This is a genomic window from Thalassotalea sp. PS06, from assembly GCF_007197775.1.
Lineage (GTDB): Bacteria > Pseudomonadota > Gammaproteobacteria > Enterobacterales > Alteromonadaceae > Thalassotalea_A.
Map to the genome: position 1 here is coordinate 2,699,941 of NZ_CP041638.1, position 20,617 is coordinate 2,720,557.

At 45.1% G+C, this 20,617-nt stretch carries 18 protein-coding genes; 3 read left to right on the plus strand and 15 right to left on the minus strand.

Features of this window, described 5'->3' with window-relative positions; genetic code table 11:
* Positions 1–717 precede the first annotated feature (717 nt).
* The 10 genes from rpoS to FNC98_RS12005 form a co-directional block, all read right to left on the minus strand.
* Positions 718–1,653 (minus strand): RNA polymerase sigma factor RpoS, encoded by a 936-nt coding sequence (rpoS, locus tag FNC98_RS11960; RefSeq protein ID WP_143581460.1) that lies wholly within the window; start codon positions 1,651–1,653, stop codon positions 718–720.
* Positions 1,654–1,718: 65 nt separating this feature from the next.
* Positions 1,719–2,564 (minus strand): peptidoglycan DD-metalloendopeptidase family protein, encoded by an 846-nt coding sequence (locus FNC98_RS11965; RefSeq protein ID WP_221932887.1) that lies wholly within the window; start codon positions 2,562–2,564, stop codon positions 1,719–1,721.
* 66 nt (positions 2,565–2,630) lie between these two features.
* A complete protein-coding gene (locus FNC98_RS11970; RefSeq protein WP_143581461.1) occupies positions 2,631–3,209 on the minus strand; it encodes a YqaA family protein in 579 nt (192 codons plus the stop codon).
* Positions 3,206–3,859, minus strand: coding sequence for a protein-L-isoaspartate(D-aspartate) O-methyltransferase (locus FNC98_RS11975; RefSeq protein WP_143581462.1), 654 nt, complete (start codon positions 3,857–3,859; stop codon positions 3,206–3,208). Before FNC98_RS11975 ends, FNC98_RS11970 begins: the two co-directional genes overlap by 4 nt.
* Positions 3,856–4,602 (minus strand): 5'/3'-nucleotidase SurE, encoded by a 747-nt coding sequence (gene surE, locus FNC98_RS11980; RefSeq protein WP_144035548.1) that lies wholly within the window; start codon positions 4,600–4,602, stop codon positions 3,856–3,858. Before surE ends, FNC98_RS11975 begins: the two co-directional genes overlap by 4 nt.
* On the minus strand, positions 4,583–5,644 hold the full coding sequence (gene truD, locus FNC98_RS11985) for a tRNA pseudouridine(13) synthase TruD (RefSeq protein ID WP_143581463.1): 1,062 nt from the start codon (positions 5,642–5,644) through the stop codon (positions 4,583–4,585). Before truD ends, surE begins: the two co-directional genes overlap by 20 nt.
* 18 nt (positions 5,645–5,662) lie before the next feature.
* Positions 5,663–6,172, minus strand: coding sequence for a 2-C-methyl-D-erythritol 2,4-cyclodiphosphate synthase (gene ispF / locus FNC98_RS11990; RefSeq protein ID WP_144035549.1), 510 nt, complete (start codon positions 6,170–6,172; stop codon positions 5,663–5,665).
* Positions 6,173–6,174: 2 nt separating this feature from the next.
* Positions 6,175–6,885 (minus strand): 2-C-methyl-D-erythritol 4-phosphate cytidylyltransferase, encoded by a 711-nt coding sequence (ispD, locus tag FNC98_RS11995; RefSeq protein WP_313904104.1) that lies wholly within the window; start codon positions 6,883–6,885, stop codon positions 6,175–6,177.
* Positions 6,886–6,936: 51 nt separating this feature from the next.
* Positions 6,937–7,215, minus strand: a complete 279-nt coding sequence (gene ftsB, locus FNC98_RS12000; RefSeq protein WP_143581464.1) for a cell division protein FtsB — start codon at positions 7,213–7,215, stop codon at positions 6,937–6,939.
* Positions 7,216–8,677: 1,462 nt separating this feature from the next.
* Positions 8,678–9,319: a hypothetical protein gene (locus FNC98_RS12005; protein ID WP_143581465.1), complete on the minus strand. Its 642-nt coding sequence runs from the start codon at positions 9,317–9,319 to the stop codon at positions 8,678–8,680.
* A gap of 364 nt (positions 9,320–9,683) precedes the next feature.
* Between FNC98_RS12005 and FNC98_RS12010 the strand changes: the two genes are divergently transcribed.
* The gene (locus FNC98_RS12010; RefSeq protein ID WP_143581466.1) at positions 9,684–9,971 is read left to right on the plus strand and encodes a GIY-YIG nuclease family protein; all 288 of its coding nucleotides are present in this window, start codon (positions 9,684–9,686) and stop codon (positions 9,969–9,971) included.
* A gap of 309 nt (positions 9,972–10,280) precedes the next feature.
* Here the strand turns inward: FNC98_RS12010 and eno are convergent, their stop codons facing one another.
* Both eno and FNC98_RS12020 read right to left on the minus strand, forming a co-directional pair.
* Positions 10,281–11,579, minus strand: coding sequence for a phosphopyruvate hydratase (gene eno / locus FNC98_RS12015; protein ID WP_143581467.1), 1,299 nt, complete (start codon positions 11,577–11,579; stop codon positions 10,281–10,283).
* Positions 11,580–11,646: 67 nt separating this feature from the next.
* Positions 11,647–13,284, minus strand: coding sequence for a CTP synthase (locus FNC98_RS12020; protein ID WP_143581468.1), 1,638 nt, complete (start codon positions 13,282–13,284; stop codon positions 11,647–11,649).
* A 639-nt stretch (positions 13,285–13,923) separates the two neighbouring features.
* Here FNC98_RS12020 and FNC98_RS12025 point away from each other — a divergent pair.
* Together FNC98_RS12025 and FNC98_RS12030 are read left to right on the plus strand one after the other, a co-directional pair.
* On the plus strand, positions 13,924–14,280 hold the full coding sequence (locus FNC98_RS12025) for a four helix bundle protein (RefSeq protein WP_143581469.1): 357 nt from the start codon (positions 13,924–13,926) through the stop codon (positions 14,278–14,280).
* 367 nt (positions 14,281–14,647) lie between these two features.
* Positions 14,648–15,112, plus strand: a complete 465-nt coding sequence (locus tag FNC98_RS12030) for a secondary thiamine-phosphate synthase enzyme YjbQ (protein ID WP_260680353.1) — start codon at positions 14,648–14,650, stop codon at positions 15,110–15,112.
* Positions 15,113–15,408: 296 nt separating this feature from the next.
* Here the strand turns inward: FNC98_RS12030 and FNC98_RS12035 are convergent, their stop codons facing one another.
* The 3 genes from FNC98_RS12035 to relA all read right to left on the minus strand — a co-directional run bounded on the left by FNC98_RS12035 (position 15,409) and on the right by relA (position 20,428).
* Positions 15,409–16,542 (minus strand): DUF3083 family protein, encoded by a 1,134-nt coding sequence (locus tag FNC98_RS12035; RefSeq protein WP_143581470.1) that lies wholly within the window; start codon positions 16,540–16,542, stop codon positions 15,409–15,411.
* Between the two features lie 877 nt (positions 16,543–17,419).
* Positions 17,420–18,226 (minus strand): nucleoside triphosphate pyrophosphohydrolase, encoded by an 807-nt coding sequence (gene mazG / locus FNC98_RS12040; protein WP_143581471.1) that lies wholly within the window; start codon positions 18,224–18,226, stop codon positions 17,420–17,422.
* A 9-nt stretch (positions 18,227–18,235) separates the two neighbouring features.
* Complete coding sequence (relA, locus tag FNC98_RS12045; RefSeq protein ID WP_143581472.1) at positions 18,236–20,428, minus strand: GTP diphosphokinase; 2,193 nt, start codon at positions 20,426–20,428, stop codon at positions 18,236–18,238.
* Between the last annotated feature and the right edge of the window lie 189 nt (positions 20,429–20,617).

Sequence of the window (20,617 nt, forward strand, 5' to 3'; positions counted from 1 at the left end):
CGAGCTTTATTGGGAACACAATCGAAGATTGTTCCGGGTACGTGAAACGAAAACGCGTTTCACTTCGGGTACATAAACCAAGGTTTATTCCGGGTACGCGATGAAAAGCATCGCTACGGGTTAGAGCGAGCTTTATTGGGTACACAATCGGAGATTGTTTCGGGTACGAGGCGAACAGCGCCTCTTCGAGTACATGAATCAAAGATTCATTTCGGGTACGCTGCGGAAAAACGCAGCTGCGGGTTAGAGCGAGCTTTGTTGGGTACACAATCGGAGATTGTTCCGGGTACGCGATGAAAAGCATCGCTACGGGTTAGAGCGGCTCTTAACTCGAAGGGCGCAGTTTGCCCGTACCCGAAGTAAAAATCCTATTTTTACGTACCCGAAACAAAATCTTGATTTTGTGTACCCGGAGCCAATGCTGTTTATTGGCGTACCCTTTCACTCGAAGGGCGTAGTTTGCCCGTACCCGGAGTAAAAATCTCATTTTTACGTACTCGAAACAAAATCTTGATTTTGTGTACCCGAAGCCAATGCTGTTTATTGGCGTACCCTTTCACTCGAAGGGCGTAGTTTGCCCGTACCCGGAGTAAAAATCCTATTTTTACGTACCCGAAACAAAATCTTGATTTTGTGTACCCGGAGCCAATGCCGTTTATTGGCGTACCCTAAAAAGCAAAAAACCGGCATCAGCCGGTTTTTAAACTTGGTTCTTCCTTAGCCTTGGAAGAGCGCCTCGATACTGAGATTTTGCGCAGACAGAATATCGCGCAGGCGCTTCAGTGCTTCTACTTGAATCTGGCGTACGCGTTCGCGTGTTAAGCCAATTTCCAGGCCCACATCTTCGAGGGTGGCTGGTTCATAGCCTAACAGGCCAAAGCGACGAGCAAGGACTTCGCGCTGTTTCGAGTTCAACTCGTTCAACCAGTGCACGATGTTTTCTTTGATATCGCTATCTTGCAGATCGGATTCTGGCCCCTGGCTTTTCTCATCCGCGAGCACATCCAATAAGGCTTTTTCAGAATCGCCGGCAAACGGCGTATCTACTGAAGTGATGCGTTCATTTAATTTGAGCATTTTCGAGACATCAGCAACGGGCACATCGAGTTTGGTTGCGATTTCTTCAGCGGTTGGCTCATGGTCAAGTTTTTGCACCAGTTCACGTGCCGCACGCAGGTAAACATTGAGTTCTTTGACAACATGGATGGGAAGTCGAATCGTGCGGGTTTGGTTCATAATGGCACGTTCGATGGTTTGACGAATCCACCAGGTGGCGTAGGTGGAGAATCTAAATCCGCGTTCAGGGTCGAATTTTTCGACGGCTCGGATCAAACCTAAGTTTCCTTCTTCGATTAGGTCAAGAAGGGGTAAACCACGATTATTGTATCGTCGGGCGATTTTGACAACCAGTCGCAAGTTACTCTCGATCATCCTGGCTCGAGATGCCTGGCAACCTTTCAGCGCTTTGCGGGAAAAGTAAACCTCTTCCTCGGCTGACAATAAAGGTGAAAAGCCAATCTCACTCAGATACAATTGCGTTGCATCTAAATTAGCGCCAGAATCTTCTGGAGTTATCTTCTCTTCCTTGAGTTTGTTGGTTTCAGTTTCGGCTACTGCTTCAACTACCGCTTCGTTGCTTTTACTCTTACTCATCAATATCTCCCAATACTAATCGTAATTTGTCTAGGTTTTATTCACTGCTTGCCTCTGTTTTTTTATTAACGCTTCGGTAAATACCTGGCTGGATTCACCGACTTGCCCCGAAATCGAATTTCAAAATGTAGCATGGTTTTATCTGTACCCGTGCTACCCATTTTGGCGATTACCTGCCCTGCCCTGACGTTTTGCTGTTCCTGAACCAACAAGGTGTCGTTATGCGCATAAGCACTTAGGTAATCGTCATTGTGTTTTATAATTATTAGGTTTCCATATCCTCGCAAGGCATTTCCGGAATAGACAATCAAGCCATCGGCTGATGCTTTAATTTCCTGCCCCTTAACGCCGGCAATACTAATGCCTTTGTTGCCTTGCTTCGCGCTCGAAAAACCAGAGATGACTTTTCCTGCCGCTGGCCAGAGCCAGGAATCAACTTTGGAGTTGATAGACGGGACTTTCACATTGGTTATTTTTTCGTCACTTTTTTTAACATACTCCTCTGATTTTTGATTTGCAACAACTTTTGTTTGAGATTTTTGTGGTTTTTTTGAGGCAGTTTTATTTTTTGCCTTATTAGTTGTGCTTTTCTTTGCTGCAGCTCGCTTTGAGGAGGGTTTACTGGCGACCAAGGATAAGGTCTGACCAGGGAATATTCGATAAGGCGCAGATAAATTATTGAGGGCCGCAAGGGTTTCTACATCGCTTCCTGAGCGCCAGGCAATAGAGTAAAGGGTCTCTCCGGCTAGTACTTTATGGGTTGAGCCGGACAAGGTGTTTTTTTCTTTTTGCAACGTCGGTTTGGAACCACCGATGCTCACCACTTCTGCGGGTCGAATTCGCTCAGCACAGGCGCTAAGTAAAAACGTAACGCCGAGCAACAGTGCAGTAATTTCCTTTTTCAGCAACACAATGACTCTCACACTGACAACATATTAATTTGAATTTATTAGTCTTTATATTTTCTATTGTAGCGTTTAGCGCATCATAAAATAAAGTATCACAACAAGCGCGACAACGCTCCAGCCGATAACATCAATACTTTTACGCAACTTAGCTTCCATTTTTGCACCGCCCCAGGCAATTAAACCCGCGACCAAAAAGAAGCGCATTCCACGCCCTACCGCCGAAGCAATCAGGAACGGCAGGAACATCATTTGCAGGAATCCTGCAGATAACGTAAACACTTTATAGGGGATTGGCGAAAAGCCAGCGAGAAAAACTACCCATACGCCATATTGTTCAAACCAGTCCATCGCTCTTTGAAACTTATCCATGTAGTTAAATTCTATTAAAAGCGGTTGAATAAGCGGTTCAAACATCAGATAACCGAGAAAATACCCGACTACTCCTCCGATCACTGACGAAATGGTTGTAATTGTCGCTAATCGCCATGCGCGATGAGGTTTTGCCAAGACCATAGGGGCAAGTAACACATCCGGTGGAATTGGAAAAAACACCGATTCAGCGAAGGTAATAGCAGATAATACCGCAGGGGCGAATTTGTGTTCGGCCCACTTTAAAGTCCAATCGTATAGGGCGGTAAAGATTTTCAAAGCAGTTCTCCGGGAACAAGCGGTACAAATCTAACCGCCTCTATCATTTGTTGTTGAAAATTATTGTTGTTACGGGTGATCAGTCTCAATATCTGGTGATCCTGACCGACCGGAATAATCATTTTTCCGCCATCATCGAGTTGCTCAAGCAATTGTGGCGGAACGTCGTCAGGGGCTGCGGTAACAATAATGGCTTTATAGGGCCCTTTGTTTGCCCAGCCCTTCCAGCCATCACCATGTTTCATCGAGACATTATGTAGGTCGAGGTTTCGCAGCCGCCGTTTTGCCTGCCATTGCAAAGATTTTATCCGTTCAACGGAAAATACCTTAGCAAATATTTGCGCCAAAATCGCGGTTTGATAGCCAGAGCCGGTGCCAACTTCAAGTACCTGGTCGTTATTGTCGCTCAAGATTAACTCTGTCATTCGGGCGACAATATAAGGTTGCGATATGGTCTGCCCCTGGCCGATAGGCAACGCGGTATTATCATACGCTTTATGCGCCAATATCTCAGGCACAAATAAATGACGAGGGCAATTTGCAATGGCTTCAAGTACTTTGGTACTCGTAATACCACTGGCTTGCAATTGTTTGGCGAGAATTAATCCTGAACGTTGGGATTTACCGCCTAATGAGGAACTTCGACTCATAGTTTTAATTCATTTACCCATTCGGTCATTGGCATCAAACTTCGATACGCTGTCATATCAACCGTTAATGGCGTAATCGACGCGTAGCCTCGCTCAATCGCATAAAAATCGGTTCCTTCCGCGCAATCAAGGCCAGCCCCTAAAGAGCCATACCAATAAATATCGCGATTCCACGGGTCCAATGTTTTGGTCATCGATTCAGCACGATGGCGATGTCCTAGCCTGGTAACCTTAATGCCTTTCAATTCTGATATCGGCACATCTGGTACATTGATATTGATTATTTGATCGCTATTTAATGGGTGCTCACCAAGGCGTTTGATAAACTTTGCGGCAACAATGGCTGCCGTTTCAAAATGTTCGTTGCCCGCCAGAGACACGGCAATTGCCGGTAGGCCCATGTGTCGTCCTTCGGTAGCAGCAGCTACCGTGCCAGAATACAATACATCATCACCAAGGTTGGCGCCGTGATTGATGCCGGCAACAACTAAGTCTGGCGTTCCATCGAATAGTTGCGATATTCCCACGTGCACGGAATCCGTTGGCGTCCCATTGACGGCAATAAAGCCATTGCTATGGGTTTCGGCTCGTAACGGGTTTACTAAGGTAAGCGAGTTACTGGCACCGGAACAATTCCTGTCGGGCGCAATGACCATGGTATTGGCAAATTTACTCAACTCATCATTGAGAACGGCAATGCCCCTGGCATTTACGCCATCATCATTACTGACCAGAATTTTCAACATGATTCTCTGTCCTTTTAAGCTCACTCGCATCTTGATAGTCAACTAACTCTCGCAAAACCGTGGTAGCAAAACTACCAGCCGGCAAGAAAAAGCTTAACTTCACATTATCGTTCGCAGTTTGAATGTCGGCATCGGTGGGCATCAGTCGAATACGACGACGCTCCTGCTGCAAACCAAAAGCTTCTAAGCCTTCGCACAAATCCGGAAAACACCTTGCTAAATTCTGCTCACGTTCTGCGGCTGCGCCCTCAGTCATTAATCTGCCCCTGCCCCACATCGGCGCAGTTAAATCAATATCTTTGCGGTTAAATCTATCCTGAATATCATCGTTTAACTCGTCAATGATAAACACCGACTGACTACCCGCCATCATCATCACATCGCCAACATCTAAATGACTGAATAAGCCCTGTTCGATGCGTTGATTCAATACCTGGTTAAATAAATAAGAGCGAACTGCAGATAAATAAAAACCGCGTTTTTTCTTATCTTTTACTTTGGCGCCGGCAAACATGTCTTTTGCCCGGTCTAAATTATTACCATTGATTCCGAATCGCTGTTCGCCAAAGTAATTTGGTACTCCGGTTTTACAAATGTGTATCCAGTGTCGGTAGATGTCATCGACATCGGTAACATTGCGGATCACTAATTCAAAGCGATTTCCTGAAAGGGCGCCGGTTTTCAGTTTTTTATTGTGACGATATTTTGCCAGAACCTCGACACCTTCAATCTTCAAATCGCTGATATCATCGTCAGGCTTACCCGGTAAATGAATACTGAAATATTGCTCTGTTACTGCATTTCTATCCTTCATACCGGCGTATGAAACCAAGGCATCTTTTACCTTAAAGTAACGGGCCAATTGCCGGGCGACAAATGTGGTATTGGCGCCGGTTTTGCGAATATGTAATACCAGGTGCTCACCTTCTCCACTGAACGTAAACGGCAGTACTTCGAAAACCTTAAAGTCTTCAGGATTGGTACGGATAACACCCGTGGATTGTGGTTTTTGATATAGATACGCTAATTCATTATTCATAATGGTTTACCAGGCAATTTACCTTATCGCTCTTCGAAGTGCCCGGCGTCCGGCGCTCGCACCCGATAACAGGACTACGGCGTGCACACTCACACCTTCTTTGCGGCCAACATAGCCGAGCTTTTCGGTGGTCGTTGCTTTGACATTGACGTTATCAATATCGGTGAGCAAGTCTTCTGCAAGCACTTGTCGCATCGCTAATAAATGTGGTGCGATTTTTGGCGCCTGAGCGACAATGGTGATATCGACATTGCCGATTTGAAAGGATTTTTGTTGCATCAGGCCGACCACGTGGCGCAGCAAAATGCGTGAATCGATATTTTCGTAATCTGCGTCGGTATCAGGGAAATGGTTACCGATATCGCCAAGGCACAATGCCCCAAGGATAGCATCGCAAAGCGCGTGAATGGCGACATCACCGTCGGAATGGGCAACGAAACCCTGATCAAAATTAATTTTCACACCGGCAAGGGTAACCGGGCCTTCTCCGCCAAACTTGTGAACGTCAAAACCGTGTCCTATTCGCATGTTCATTCCACTGTCCTTTGCTGTTGTTTGAGGATGAATTGAGCCAAATCCAAATCTTCCGGCTGGGTGACTTTGATATTATCCGCCCGACCCACAACAACATCGGCGGGATGATTGCAATATTCCATTGCCGAAGCTTCATCGGTAATGGTTTGTTTCGCCGCAAGGGCTTTTTCAAGCGCTTCGATGAGCAAGCCAGTTGCAAAAAGTTGTGGGGTTAAAGCATGCCAAAGATTGTCTCGCGACTCGCTGTGAGATATTTGATTGTCGGCATTGGTGCGTTTCATCGTATCTCTTACCCGAGATGCTAAAATAGCGCCACGTCCCGTTTGCTGGTAATGATTGATTAACTGGCTGATGTCTTCATGGGTCAGGCAAGGCCGAGCGGCGTCATGAACCATGGCAACGGGACTATCCTTAACTTGCTTTAAACCGGCTAAAACCGAATCACATCGTTCGCTGCCGCCAGTTACGGTAATCACATCAGGATTATCATTTAGGGGTAATTTGTTGAAGAAGGTATCTTCGCTATTTAAGGCGACAATGACCTTGGAAACATTTGGATGGGCTAACAAACGTTCAACGGTATGTTCGAGAATCGTTTTTCCAGCCAGAGTTAGGTATTGTTTGGGGATATCGCTGGCCATGCGTTTACCAATACCCGCGGCAGGAACCACTACCGGAACCTGAAGATTATCGTCTTTATCGATCACGATTCGTTCTCATTAAGAAGTATTGGGGTCAAGACCTGACCCCAATGACCTTTAGTTCTCTTTAGGGATCACCCGGAAGAAGACTTCGCCCTCTTTGATCATGCCAAGTTCGTTACGGGCATTCTCTTCGATGGCTTCCAGGCCATTTTTTAAATCATCAATATCCGCATAAACCAGCTTATTTCGTTGCTGCAGTTTTTGATTTTGTTCTGTTTGATGAACCACCCTCTCTTCAAGAGCAATGTAATCACCGATACTATTTTTACCAAACCACAGCCGGTACTGCAGTAACAGCACAAGAATGATGAGAATGGCATTGATGATTTTCATGAAGATACGGGCCGTTAACGGAGTTAAGGAGATAATAGCAACTTCGCCCGTAAAACGGAATGGGTTTTACAGCAGAGCTGTATAGGGGGAGTCGAAACCAAAGATGTTTCGGAGGTGGAGTCGAAGCCAAAGATGTTTCGGAGGTGGAGTCGAAACCAAAGATGTTTCGAAGGTGGAGTCGAAACCAAAGATGTTTCGAAGGTGGAGTCGAAACCAAAGATGTTTCGGAGGTGGAGTCGAAACCAAAGATGTTTCGGAGGTGGAGTCGAAACCAAAGATGTTTCGAAGGTGGAGTCGAAACCAAAGATGTTTCGCAGGTGGAGTCGAAACCAAAGATGTTTCGGAGGTGGAGTCGAAACCAAAGATGTTTCGAAGGTGGAGTTGACGAACAGCGTCAATGGTGGAGTAAATACTCCCTAGCGTCGTATTTATGGTGGACTCTAACGATGCACTTGGCTTTGATTTCCAGTCGTAGCTGGAAATGACGAGTTGGAAGTGGAAGAGGAAGGTGGAAGTGGGAGGTGGAAGTGAGCCTCGCTTCGTCATCTCCGGGTAACTGGAGATCTCAGGATTAGGTTTTGGCTTTGATTTCCAGTCGTAGCTGGAAATGACGAGTTGGAAGTGGAAGAGGAAGGTGGAAGGTGGAAGTGAGCCTCGCTTCGTCATCTCCGGGTAACTGGAGATCTCAGGATTAGGTTTTGGCTTTGATTTCCAGTCGTAGCTGGAAATGACGGGAGGAAGGTGGAAGTGGAAGGTGGAAGTGAGCCTCGCTTCGTCATCTCCGGGTAACTGGAGATCTCAGGATTAGGTTATGGCTTTGATTTCCAGTCGTAGCTGGAAATGACGAAAAGCGACTTTATGTTACGCAGTTTAATTACCGTCATCACAGAAAATCGCTCCTGCATTTTCTGCATACCGGTCATCCTTGACCATATTCGGGTCACTGAAGATCTCGTGCTTAGGTTACGGCTTTGATTTCCAGTCGTAGCTGGAAATGACGAAAACCTACCTCGAGACGACTCGTCTCGACTCCACCATTGACGCTTTGCGTCAACTCCACCTTCAAAATTTTATTTTGACTCCACCATTTCAGCTTCGCTGAAACTCCACCAAAAATTGCTCCTCGATAACTGCTCCTCGATAACTGCTCCTCGATAACTGCTCCTCGATAACCGCTCCTCGATAACTGCTCCTCGATAACTGCTCCTGCGTTATTCTACCTACATACTTCCATGTATTAGTGCGTTATTCTACCTACATACTTCCATGTATTAGTGCATTTTCGGCATATAAACCGTCCCTGGTTAAAACCCTTGCAGCTTTGCTGCAACTCCACCTTTTACGCTTTGCGTAAACTCCACCATCGACGCTCAGCGTCGACTCCACCTTCAAATCGTATTCTGTTTTGACTCCACCTGCGAAGCGTCCCTCTAAAAAGATAAAAGCTCCCGACGGGAGCTTTTTAAAACTTCTCCGCCGGCGGCAAAGGCTTTTGAAAATTCTTCCAATTAATTTGTGAAGACAACAATAGCTCTCTTAAATCAAGAGATCTGGGGTTAGATTTTTTACCTGCAACCCATCGATGTCCACTGCATGCGGCAAGCATTACTTTGCGGTTCGGTTTTAAAAGCTGATAGCCATACTTATTTTCGATTCCGGAACTGGTCAGCTGGAACCGACCTGAAAAATTACAGCGTATGGTATTAGCCTCAAGGTCAATTTTATCGATGCAATCGAGGAAAATAAATTCTATACCTTGTGCTTGTTGATACACAGGCACAACTAATCCCAGTGACAGTGTTTTCGTTTGAAACCAACTAGCGACGGTATCTGGGGTTTGATCATTTATGGGTATCTTAGTGGATTGTTTTGCTGACCAACTTGCATTTTGACAATCAACCTGAATTGGTGCGTCAGAGGCTAAGAGCGCATGGGCTGTTCTCGATATGTAATGGCTGAGACTTTTTAGCTTGGCTTGAATAGGTGCAACGCTGCTAGTTTCCAAAGCAGACAACTTGTCAACTTCACGCTCATATAAAGCGTGGCAAAGCTGATGAAATTGAGGGTGGGATCCAGCCCCTTGCCAAAAAGAGTCTTGTTCCATTTTCCGTGAGAGTTGCCTGAACCAGCAATGCTCCTTGCTATCCGTTATTATTGGTTGTTTATTAATTAAACATAAGTTCCCTAAAAAAAGCCAGCGTAATAAACGAATCGTTTGGATGGTAAAGTCGAGACGACTCCTGGGTAGTGAAATTGAAAATCAGCGTCAACAATGGATTTGGCGACACAAAAAGAGGTTTCGAGAATTGAGTAAGCCGCTGCTATGTTAGTGGCGTGCTGGGAGCTCATAGAGCGGGTGCGTCGTCTTAAATTGGATGGAAGGGCATAGAGCGTTTGAGTCATTCCCTGCCACGACAGGGAATCAAGGTCTACACTTTTCTAATCAGTCATAGAAATGGATTTCTCTGATGAAACAACCTGCAATTTATATAGTCACTAACAAAGAAAACACTGTCGTATATATCGGTGTTACTAGCAACTTACCGCAGCGCATATACCAACACAGAGAGAAACTGGTTGCAGGTTTTGCCAGTAAATATAGTTTGTCTAAATTGGTTTACTTCGAGCTTTTCGACGATATGGTCAATGCTATTTCACGGGAAAAGCAGCTAAAAAAATGGTCCCGAGCCTGGAAAGATGAATTGATAGGAAGCTCTAACCCTGATTGGCGCGATTTGTATCCGGAGATACTCTGATGGTTAAGGTTTTGGTTTTGGCTTTGATTTCCAGTCGTGGCTGGAAATGACGGGAGGAAGAGGAAGGTGGAAGTGGAAGGTGGAAGTGAGCCTCGCTTCGTCATCTCCGGGTAACTGGAGATCTCAGGATTAGGTTTTGGCTTTGATTTCCAGTCGTAGCTGGAAATGACGGGTTAAGCTTTTCAGCTTTGCTGAAACTCCACCCTTGACGCTGCGCGTCAACTCCACCTTCAAAACATATTCAGTTTTGACTCCACCTGCGAAGCCTCCCTCTAAAAGCAAAAAAGCTCCCGAAGGAGCTTTTTAAAGTTATTGGCCCTTAATTTCCGAGCGGCCATTATAAACCGCTTTATCGCCAAGGAACTCTTCGATACGTAATAGCTGGTTGTACTTAGCAACGCGATCTGAGCGACACAGAGAACCGGTCTTGATTTGACCCGCTGCAGTACCTACCGCTAAATCAGCGATAGTCGCATCTTCGGTTTCACCACTGCGATGTGAGATAACGGCGGTAAAGCCTGCATCTTTCGCCATTTTGATCGCATTCAGGGTTTCCGTTAAAGAACCGATTTGGTTGAATTTGATCAAGATTGAGTTACCGATACCGTTCTCAATACCACGCTTTAAGATTTTAGTGTTTGTAACAAACAAGTCATCACCAACGATTTGTACTTTATCGCCAAGCAATTGTGTTTGGTATTTGAAGCCATCCCAATCTGACTCGTCCAGACCGTCTTCAATAGAAACAATTGGGTATTGCTTACAAAGCTCACCTAAAAAGTCAGAGAATTCATTCGAGGTGAATTTTTTGCCTTCGCCTTTTAAGTCGTAGATTTTGTTCTCAGCATCATAAAATTCTGACGCCGCACAATCCATCGCTAAGGTGATGTCTTTGTCTAACTCATAACCTGCAGCCGCAATCGCTTCTTTAATTACCGCCAGGGCATCGGCATTGGATTCTAAGTCAGGGGCAAAACCACCTTCATCGCCAACGGCTGTATTCAGGCCTTTTGCGGAAAGCACTTTTTTCAGGGCATGGAATACTTCAGCACCCATACGCAATGCTTCAGAGAAGTTCGGAGCACCAACCGGTTGGATCATGAATTCCTGAATATCAACGTTGTTGTCCGCATGCTCACCACCATTGATAATGTTCATCATAGGTACCGGCAAGCTGTAAACGCCAGGCGTACCATTGAGATCAGCGATGTGTTCGTATAGTTCCACACCTTTGGCAGCTGAGGCTGCTTTGGCAACCGCCAAAGATACCGCCAAAATCGCATTCGCACCAAAGTTTTCTTTGTTCTCAGTACCATCTAAATCAATCATGATTTGATCGATTTGAGCTTGTTCTAAAGCATTTTTACCGATTAGTGCTAGGGCAATTTTCTCATTCACGGCGGCGACGGCTTTAAGAACGCCTTTACCTAAGTAACGGCTTTTATCACCATCGCGTAATTCTAACGCTTCACGAGAACCAGTAGAAGCACCAGAAGGCGCACAAGCACGACCAAAAGCACCAGATGCTAAACGTACATCTGCTTCTACCGTTGGATTACCGCGAGAGTCCATTACCTCGCGAGCGATCACTTTAACTATCTCTGACATATCAACCTCTTTATTTTAATAAAAAAGCCGTAGCTAACATCCTTAGCTACGGCTCGCTTTGAACTTATTATTTTTGCTGGTTTTTCTGATGTTCAAACGCTGCAGCTACGAAGCTTTCGAACAATGGGTGACCATCCCGTGGTGTCGAATTGAACTCTGGGTGGAACTGACCTGCGACATACCAAGGGTGCTCTGGCAATTCAATCATCTCAACAAGCTTTTTATCTGCGGATAAACCTGAGAATACCAGACCGGCATCACTTAATTGCTGACGGTAATTGTTATTCACTTCATAGCGGTGGCGATGACGTTCAAAAATACTTTCACCACCGTAGATGGAAGCAGCCTTAGTCCCTGCAATTAAATGACACTGCTGTGAGCCAAGACGCATGGTACCACCTAAATCGGAGTTTTCGTCACGGGTCTCAACCTGACCTTCTTCGTCAAGCCACTCTTCAATCAGGCCAACAACCGGATATGGTGTTTCAGCATTAAATTCGGTTGAGTGAGCATCGTTAAGTTTGGCTACATTTCGAGCGTACTCGATAAGTGCTACCTGCATCCCTAAACAAATACCGAAATAAGGAATGTTATTCTCACGGGCATATTGGGCCGTTAAAATTTTACCCTCAACACCACGCTCACCAAAACCACCCGGTACCAGGATAGCGTCAACGCCTGCAAGCGCTTGTTCGCCTTTGCTTTCAACGCTTTGTGAATCAATATACTGGATGTTTACCGACAACTGATTCTTCAGGCCGGCATGCTTTAAAGCTTCGTTAACTGACTTGTAGGCATCGGGTAATTCAATGTATTTACCAACCATACCAATGGTTACTTCGCCCTTTGGATTGGCTTCCTGATAAAGAACCTGTTCCCACTCGTGCAAATCAGCCTCTGGCGCGTCAATACCGAAACGCTTAACAACTAGCTCGTCAGTGCCTTGTGATTTTAACAATGCCGGGATTTTGTAGATGCTGTCGACATCGCGCATCGATACCACCGCACGCTCTTCAACGTTGGTGAATAAGGCAATTTTCGCGCGTTCGTTTGCAGGAATAACGCCTTCGCTGCGACAAACCAGAATGTCAGGGAAAATACCAATCGAACGCAACTCTTTAACCGAGTGCTGGGTAGGCTTGGTTTTAATTTCACCCGAAGCTTTCAGATAAGGCACTAAGGTAAGGTGCATATACATGGCACGCTCACGTCCCAGTTCAACACCTAATTGACGAATGGCTTCTAAGAAAGGCTGTGATTCGATATCACCAACCGTACCACCGATTTCAACCATAGCAACATCAAAACCTTCAGCGCCTTCGATAACGCGACGTTTGATATCGTTAGTGATGTGTGGAATTACCTGAATGGTTGCACCTAAAAATTCACCGCGACGTTCACGAGCCAAGATATCCTGATAGATACGGCCCGTAGTGAAGTTGTTACGCTTGGTCATTTTGGTGCGAATAAAACGCTCATAGTGACCCAAATCCAAATCGGTTTCGGCGCCGTCATTGGTAACGAACACTTCACCATGTTGAATCGGGCTCATCGTACCTGGATCAACATTGATATATGGGTCAAGTTTTAGCATGGTTACCTTCAAACCACGTGCTTCCAGTATCGCCGCCATTGAGGCTGCAGCAATACCCTTGCCCAGGGATGAAACCACCCCACCAGTTACAAAAATATATCTTGTTGTCATGTGAAACCCAGATGTAAGGAAAAACAGTAAAGTAGTTGTGCTAACAGTGTAGCAGGACGGGAAAGCATTGTAGCAAAAGCTCGGCGGGACAACAACGGGATTTTCTTTATCAAAACCCTATCAGTTATTATCGGGATTTTATGTATCAAATCCCTATCATTTATTAGCGGTGTTTTGATTCTTTAAATCCCGAGGTGGAGTCAAGACGCAAAACGTCTTGAAGGTGGAGTTGACGTAAAACGTCAAGGGTGGAGTCAATACGCAAAACGTCTTGAAGGTGGAGTTGACGTAAAACGTCAAGGGTGGAGTCAATACGCAAAACGTCTTGAAGGTGGAGTTGACGTAAAACGTCAATGGTGGAGTTGACGTAAAACGTCAAGGGTGGAGTTGACGCAAAGCGTCAATGGTGGAGTCGAGACGAGTCGTCTCGAGGTAGGTTTTAGTCATTTCCAGCCACGACTGGAAATCAAAGCAAGATTCTTCGTCAGACTCCACCCGAAATTCGAAGGCTGGGAGAATTTTACGTATCCGGATCTGTTTTATTAAAGTCAGGAAAAGCGAAGTCTGGAGCAAAATTATTTCACTTCAAATTCGTTTTATAGCAATCAGTTTAAGCTTAGGAAGATAAGGAGAATACTTATGTTTCATGAAAAGCTTGTGGTTTGGCAAAAGAGTTGTGACCTAGCGGTTCAAATTTTTAAATTAACGGCATCGATAACCGATTTTGGCTTTCGCGATCAAATAACCAGAAGTAGTTTGTCTATCGCCAGCAATATAGCTGAAGGCATAGAGAAACCGACTATAAATGACAAAAAGAAGTATTTGTATATCGCGAAAGGCAGCCTTGCAGAGCTTAAGACCCAGTTAATAATTGGCGAGCGAATAGGTTATCTAGATTTTCATTCTGTAAAAAATTATAGACAAGAAGCCGAGCTTATAGATCGAATGATAATAGGGTTGATTAAGAAGGTGGAGTCAAGACAGAAGACGTCTTGAAGGTGGAGTTGACGTAAAACGTCAAGGGTGGAGTTGACGCAAAGCGTCAATGGTGGAGTTGACGTAAAACGTCAAGGGTGGAGTTGACGTAAAACGTCAAGGGTGGAGTCGACGCAAAGCGTCAATGGTGGAGTTGACGTAAAACGTCAAGGGTGGAGTTGACGTAAAACGTCAAGGGTGGAGTCGAGACGAGTCGTCTCGAGGTAGGTTTTCGTCATTTCCAGCCACGACTGGAAATCAAAGCAAGATTCTTCGTCAGTCTCCACCAAAAATTCGAAGGCTGGGAGAATTTTCTCCAACATCGGTAGACGCCACCCAATATACGACGCAATGGAGTATATTATCCCTCTTTAATAGGAGAATAAAAATGACGTATTATTCTCCTATTTTAATGATCGGGATAATTTTTATGTGGCATCAACAAACGATTCAATTGCAGCCTAAATCCAGGGGCTTTCACTTGGTAACCGATGAGATCACCTCGAAAATTTCGGCGCTTTCGGATTTTCGCGTTGGCTTTATGCAATTGTTTATTCAGCATACGTCGGCTTCCTTAACCATAAATGAAAATGCAGATCCGACGGTGCGTATGGATATGGAGAGCCATTTTAATCAGTTCGTACCGGAAAATCAGCCTTATTACCTGCACGATTATGAAGGTTCGGATGATATGCCTGCTCATATTAAGAGTTCAATTCTGGGTTGCCAGTTAATGGTCCCTATTGAAAATGGCCGGTTAGCTATGGGCACCTGGCAAGGCATCTACTTGTGCGAGCACCGTAATCATGGTGGTGCGAGAAGGATTGTCTGCACGCTAAATGGCGAAAGTTAATTAAAACACGTCGCTACATCGAGTTTTAAGGAGGAGTAAAATATTCCACTGCGTCATATTTTATGGTGGAGTCTGACGAGGGTGGAGTAAATACTCCCTAGCGTCGTATTTAAGGTGGACTCTAACGATGAACTTGGCTTTGATTTCCAGTCGTAGCTGGAAATGACGGAAACCCACCTCGAGACGACTAGTCTCTACTCCACCATCGAATCGTTTTCTGATTCGACTCCACCCTCAAGATGTTTTCCATCTTGACTCCACCAGCGCAGCTTACCTCTCTAACCCAGAGCGAGGCGTTAGCCTTGCTCTGGAAGCTGGTGCATCAAATGCTGATGAATCCGCAAGGTAATCGCATCTTTTTCCTTGCTGTAACCTAACTGGGTTGTCAGCTTGGCCAAAACTTCCGAAAGCTGGTTTACAAAGCGGCCATAACCTCTATGGGTACAATTATGATCACTAGCGATAAATACTAAACGAATGGTATCCACCAGCTTACTTGCATCCCATTGGCTAACTAACAGACCATTTATCGCCATTGTATTAAAACCAAGGTTTAACAGCTCACCATCGGGAACCACAAAATCCTCATCACTTTGACGAATAATAGGCATCTTGCCATTAGCAACCATTGCCAAATGATTAAGATTATATTGGCGTGCCAGCTTAGTGAATTTATCAGCGACCATGGTATACAAAGGATTGTAAGGATCGACGGCATTGGCATCAATTTCACATTGACTTAACAACGCATTGGTAACCGGCAAACTGGCAACTGCAAAGGTCATGGCTTGACGCTTAGCTGGAAGGATCAGCTGTTGTTGCTGGTATCGTTTGCTAATCGGTCGAAACCCATGAGTTAGTGTTTTTTTATCGCCTTTGTGTGGCGCGAACACATCATAGGTTAAATGCTGAAAGTCTTTTACTTTAATACTCGCTGATTGCAAACCTTGTGTTGTTACAAATTCCGTCACAAGTTGGGTGATTTGTATATGAAACTCTGGCGCATGCTCGCGAATCGTATCGCCTGTTGCTAAAAACAATAACTGTATTTTTTTCGCCCACGTGTCACCATCATAAAAGTGTTGGCGACCATAGTGCGCCACCGGATTATAAAGAAACAGCAATTGCTGCTTGGTTTCCACGACCTGCTGCTCTGGTGAATACATGACCCGAACCAATTTGTCCTGGGCTATAAAACTGGCATTTTCAACCTTATGCTGAGCGCAAAGCTGAAAGAATACACTGCTTAATGACTGATAAAGTTGCTCAGCTGAAGCTTGGGGAAAATCGCTGCGAAACTTAGCAATCAAATCATCAGGCTTGATTTCGATAAGAAGATACTGATTTTCGCGAGCCGACGATGGCACGTAAACTTTATGAGCGGCACTGCGTTTACGAATCAATGAAGTACGTGTTCGGTGTTGCAACATAATTGACCTCTGGGGCTGATTAGAAAAATCGCTGCCACTTTAAAGTGAGTTTGTGACGGTTGGATGACTGGGGAATGAAAGAATTGTTACAGATGCAAAGCTAGCGCTTTGCATCTGGTAATGGAGGGATTCTGCGAAGTCGGAGTCAAACACTCCTCTGCGTCGTGTTTTATGGTGGAGTCAAACACTCCTCTGCGTCGTGTTTTATGGTGGAGTCAAACGAAGGTGGAGTAAAACGTTCCTCTAGGTCACGTTTTAGGATAACTCATTCCATTGCAGCTTTGCTGCAACTCCACCATTGACGTATTACGTCAAATCCACCATCAAGATGTTTTCCATCTTGACTCCACCAGCGAAGCTTACCTCTCTAACCCAGAGCAAGGCGTTAGCTTTGCTCTGATATGGTTTTGATTTTGATTTCCAGTCGTGGCTGGAAATGACGAAAACCTACCTCGAGACGGCTGGTCTCGACTCCACCCTCAAGATGGCTTCCATCTTGACTCCACCAGCGAAGCTTACCTCTCTAACCCAGAGCAAGGCGTTAGCTTTGCTCTGATATGGTTTTGATTTTGATTTCCAGTCGTAGCTGGAAATGACGAAAACCTACCTCGAGACGGCTGGTCTCGACTCCACCATCAAGATGTTTTCCATCTTGACTCCACCAGCGAAGCTTACCTCTCTAACCCAGAGCAAGGCGTTAGCTTTGCTCTGATATGGTTTTGATTTTGATTTTCAGTCGTAGCTGGAAATGACGAAAACCTACCTCGAGACGGCTGGTCTCGACTCCACCATCAAGATGGCTTCCATCTTGACTCCACCATTGACGGTTTACGTCAACTCCACCTTCAAGGCTACGCCTTGACTCCACCCGCAAAACTTAATAGCCATTAAGTTTTGCTTGTTGCCAAAGCCTTTCCAGCTCTTCGAGGCTGGCATGGGTGATATCCGTATTGGTATTAAAGAAATGGTTTTCAATCGACTGAAAACGGCGAGTGAATTTTTGGTTTGCCTGTCGTAAGGTTTGTTCCGGGTCCAGCTTTGCATGGCGAGCGAGATTTACAACAGCAAACAGTAAATCGCCTATTTCTTCCGATAAAGCCTGCTGGTTTACATCTTTCGCATTTAACTCTGCTGAGATTTCATCACATTCTTCACGAACCTTATCAAATACGTCTGCAATATTGTCCCAATCAAAACCAACGTGGGCGCAACGTTTTTGAATTTTTGCAGCTTGCGATAGCGCCGGCAGGCTGCGTGGTATATCGGCCAGCATGCTTAATTGTGATTGCGCAGTTTTTTGCTGCCGCTCTTTGGCTTTTTCTGCTTCCCAATTGGCTTTTATCGCGGCTTCATCGGCAAATTGGTTATCGGCAAAAACATGGGGATGGCGACGAACCAGTTTTTCACAGATTTTTTCAACGACAGAATCGAAATCAAATAACTCCTGCTCTTTACCAAGCTGAGCGTAAAATATCACCTGAAACAAGAGATCGCCGAGCTCCTTTTCAAGCTCTTCGAAGTCTTGGTTTTCTATGGCTTCTGCAACTTCGTAAGCTTCTTCGAGCGTGTATGGCACAATCGTGGCAAAGCTTTGCTTTTGGTCCCAGGGACAACCCTCGTCAGGATCCCGTAACGATTTCATGATCCAAATGAGCTTTTCAACACTCCCGGGCGATGACAACATATTCCATCCTTACTGACGAATGCGATCGACTCTGACCACATCGTCTAATTGCATTATTTTATTAATTAAACGATCTAAAACCGAGGTGTTAGCCAGCTCAAGTTTGAAGGTCATCACATTTTGATGAAGTTTTTGGTCATTCTTCGAGGACATATCAAGAACGTTTATTTTTTCATTGGCAATGATGGTCGTAACATCCCGCAATAACCCCTGCCTTTCACCGGTAATAATTTGTACAGAAACCTGATAACCGGTTTTTTGATCATCCCCCCATTGCACATCAACAATACGCTCAGGATTTTGTTTTTCAGCGTTAAGTAACTGCTCACAATCGCTGCGATGTATGGATATCCCCCGCCCCTGAGTAATAAATCCAGTGATGGTATCACCAGGTACTGGCTGACAACACTTGGCCATATGAGTTAACAAATTCCCGACACCGGAAACGGTAATGCCGTTTTTGTCGGTTTGCCGCTTCTCTGAGGAACCTTTGATAATAAGTTTAGGATCGACTTCTTCCTGAGGTTGCTGCTTTTGCCATTGCCCCTGTAATTGATTAATGACCTGCGCAACTTTTACATGACCGGCACCGATAGCTGCGTGCAAATCCTCTAAGGACAGCACATTAAAACGCTTCAACACCGGCGCGTAATCGAGTTCCAAATCTTCAAATTTCTGCAGCTGGCTTTCCAACTGTTCTTTACCTTGAGAAATGTTTTTATCTTTATCCAGCAATTTAAAGAAGTGCTGTACCTTAGACCTTGCCCTCGCAGTGTGGATATAACCAAGGCTTGGGTTCAACCAATCCCGACTCGGATTAGGTTGCTTCGAGGTAAGGATTTCAACCTGCTCTCCGGTATTCAGCTTATAAGTAAAGGGAACGATTCGTCCCGAGATCTTGGCGCCAATACAGCAATGGCCGACATTTGAGTGGATGTAATAAGCAAAATCCAGAGGCGTTGACCCATTAGGTAAATCGATGACATCGCCATTGGGTGTAAATACGTAAATTCGGTCTTCGAAAACCTCATTGCGCAATTCTTCAACCAGCTCATCGGATTCGACAACATCTTCCTGCCATTTCAGCAGTTTGCGAAGCCAGTTGATCTTATCGTCAAAACTTCCTTTACCCTGACCACTGCCTTCTTTGTACCGCCAGTGGGCGGCGACACCAAGCTCAGCATCATCGTGCATTTGCCTGGTTCGGATCTGTACTTCAACAGACTTTCCTTCTGGCCCCAATACTACGGTATGAATGGATTGATAACCGTTAGGTTTTGGGGTTGCAACATAGTCGTCAAATTCGCTCGGTAAATGTTTCCAGCTGGTATGCACAACGCCCAAGGCACCATAGCAGTCCTGCAGTTTATCGACTACAACCCTTACCGCCCTGACATCGTAAAGCTGTTCAAAATCGAGGCCCTTTTTCTGCATCTTCTTCCAGATACTGAAGATATGTTTTGGGCGGCCATAGACCTCACCCGAGATGTGCATCTGTTTTAATTTCTGCTGAATATAATCGACAAAGTCGCTTACGTATTGCTCCCTGTCCAAGCGCTTTTCATCAAGAAGTTTAGCGATACGCATGTAAGTGTTTGGGTGCAAATAGCGAAATGAAATATCTTCCAGCTCCCATTTCAGTTGTCCAATCCCCAGGCGATTCGCCAATGGTGCATAGATACTTTGGGTTTCACGGGCAGCAATGACTCGCGTTTCTTCATCGCTTTCTTTGATCTCACGCAAGTTACATATTCTTTCCGCTAGCTTAATTACCACGGCCCGCACGTCTTCAACCATGGATAACAGCATTTTACGAAGATTGTCGATTTGGCCACTGGCAAAATGAGTACCACTAGGTTGCTGTAGACTGCGGATAGCATCCATCTGCACAACACCGGAGACTAAGGTATGAATGGATTTCCCATATTGATTTTCTACCTGTGTAGCGTCAATCAGATTATGCTCAACCAGTGGCACCAATAAGGCGGCGATTAAGGAATCACTATCCATATTCAGGCCAGACAAAATCTCAACCATTTCCAACGCTTTTACCTGGCAGTCGAGGTTTTCGGAGTACAGCGATTGATTCTCAAGCCAGACAGACTCAACACTCTTTTGTTTGTCGCCAGAGAGATTGAGCTGTTCTAACCAGGCCTCAAAGCTGGCACTGGTCATTTGGTGAGATTTTCTAACGGAAACCATTTAACATCCTTAGTTAAGTTTTTATCCTAGCGGTTAAAAACTTTTTATAGAGGGAATCTAACGATGGTGGAGTAAAATATTCCACTGCGTCATATTTTATGGTGGAGTCTAACGAAGAATAAAATCACTCTCTATCCTATATCGCGCTTTTGGGTGGAGTCTGACGAAGGTGGAGTAAAATATTCCACT

Bases quoted from the DNA above. Each gene is read 5' to 3' on its own strand.
- FNC98_RS12005 (WP_143581465.1), bottom strand. From the start codon at position 9,319: ATGGAACAAGACTCTTTTTGGCAAGGGGCTGGATCCCACCCTCAATTT.
- eno (WP_143581467.1), bottom strand. From the start codon at position 11,579: ATGTCAGAGATAGTTAAAGTGATCGCTCGCGAGGTAATGGACTCTCGC.
- FNC98_RS12020 (WP_143581468.1), bottom strand. From the start codon at position 13,284: ATGACAACAAGATATATTTTTGTAACTGGTGGGGTGGTTTCATCCCTG.
- relA (WP_143581472.1), bottom strand. From the start codon at position 20,428: ATGGTTTCCGTTAGAAAATCTCACCAAATGACCAGTGCCAGCTTTGAG.
- FNC98_RS11975 (WP_143581462.1), bottom strand. From the start codon at position 3,859: ATGAGTCGAAGTTCCTCATTAGGCGGTAAATCCCAACGTTCAGGATTA.
- FNC98_RS12010 (WP_143581466.1), top strand. From the start codon at position 9,684: ATGAAACAACCTGCAATTTATATAGTCACTAACAAAGAAAACACTGTC.
- FNC98_RS12030 (WP_260680353.1), top strand. From the start codon at position 14,648: ATGACGTATTATTCTCCTATTTTAATGATCGGGATAATTTTTATGTGG.
- ispF (WP_144035549.1), bottom strand. From the start codon at position 6,172: ATGCGAATAGGACACGGTTTTGACGTTCACAAGTTTGGCGGAGAAGGC.
- truD (WP_143581463.1), bottom strand. From the start codon at position 5,644: ATGAATAATGAATTAGCGTATCTATATCAAAAACCACAATCCACGGGT.
- ftsB (WP_143581464.1), bottom strand. From the start codon at position 7,215: ATGAAAATCATCAATGCCATTCTCATCATTCTTGTGCTGTTACTGCAG.
- FNC98_RS12035 (WP_143581470.1), bottom strand. From the start codon at position 16,542: ATGTTGCAACACCGAACACGTACTTCATTGATTCGTAAACGCAGTGCC.
- rpoS (WP_143581460.1), bottom strand. From the start codon at position 1,653: ATGAGTAAGAGTAAAAGCAACGAAGCGGTAGTTGAAGCAGTAGCCGAA.
- FNC98_RS12025 (WP_143581469.1), top strand. From the start codon at position 13,924: ATGTTTCATGAAAAGCTTGTGGTTTGGCAAAAGAGTTGTGACCTAGCG.
- mazG (WP_143581471.1), bottom strand. From the start codon at position 18,226: ATGTTGTCATCGCCCGGGAGTGTTGAAAAGCTCATTTGGATCATGAAA.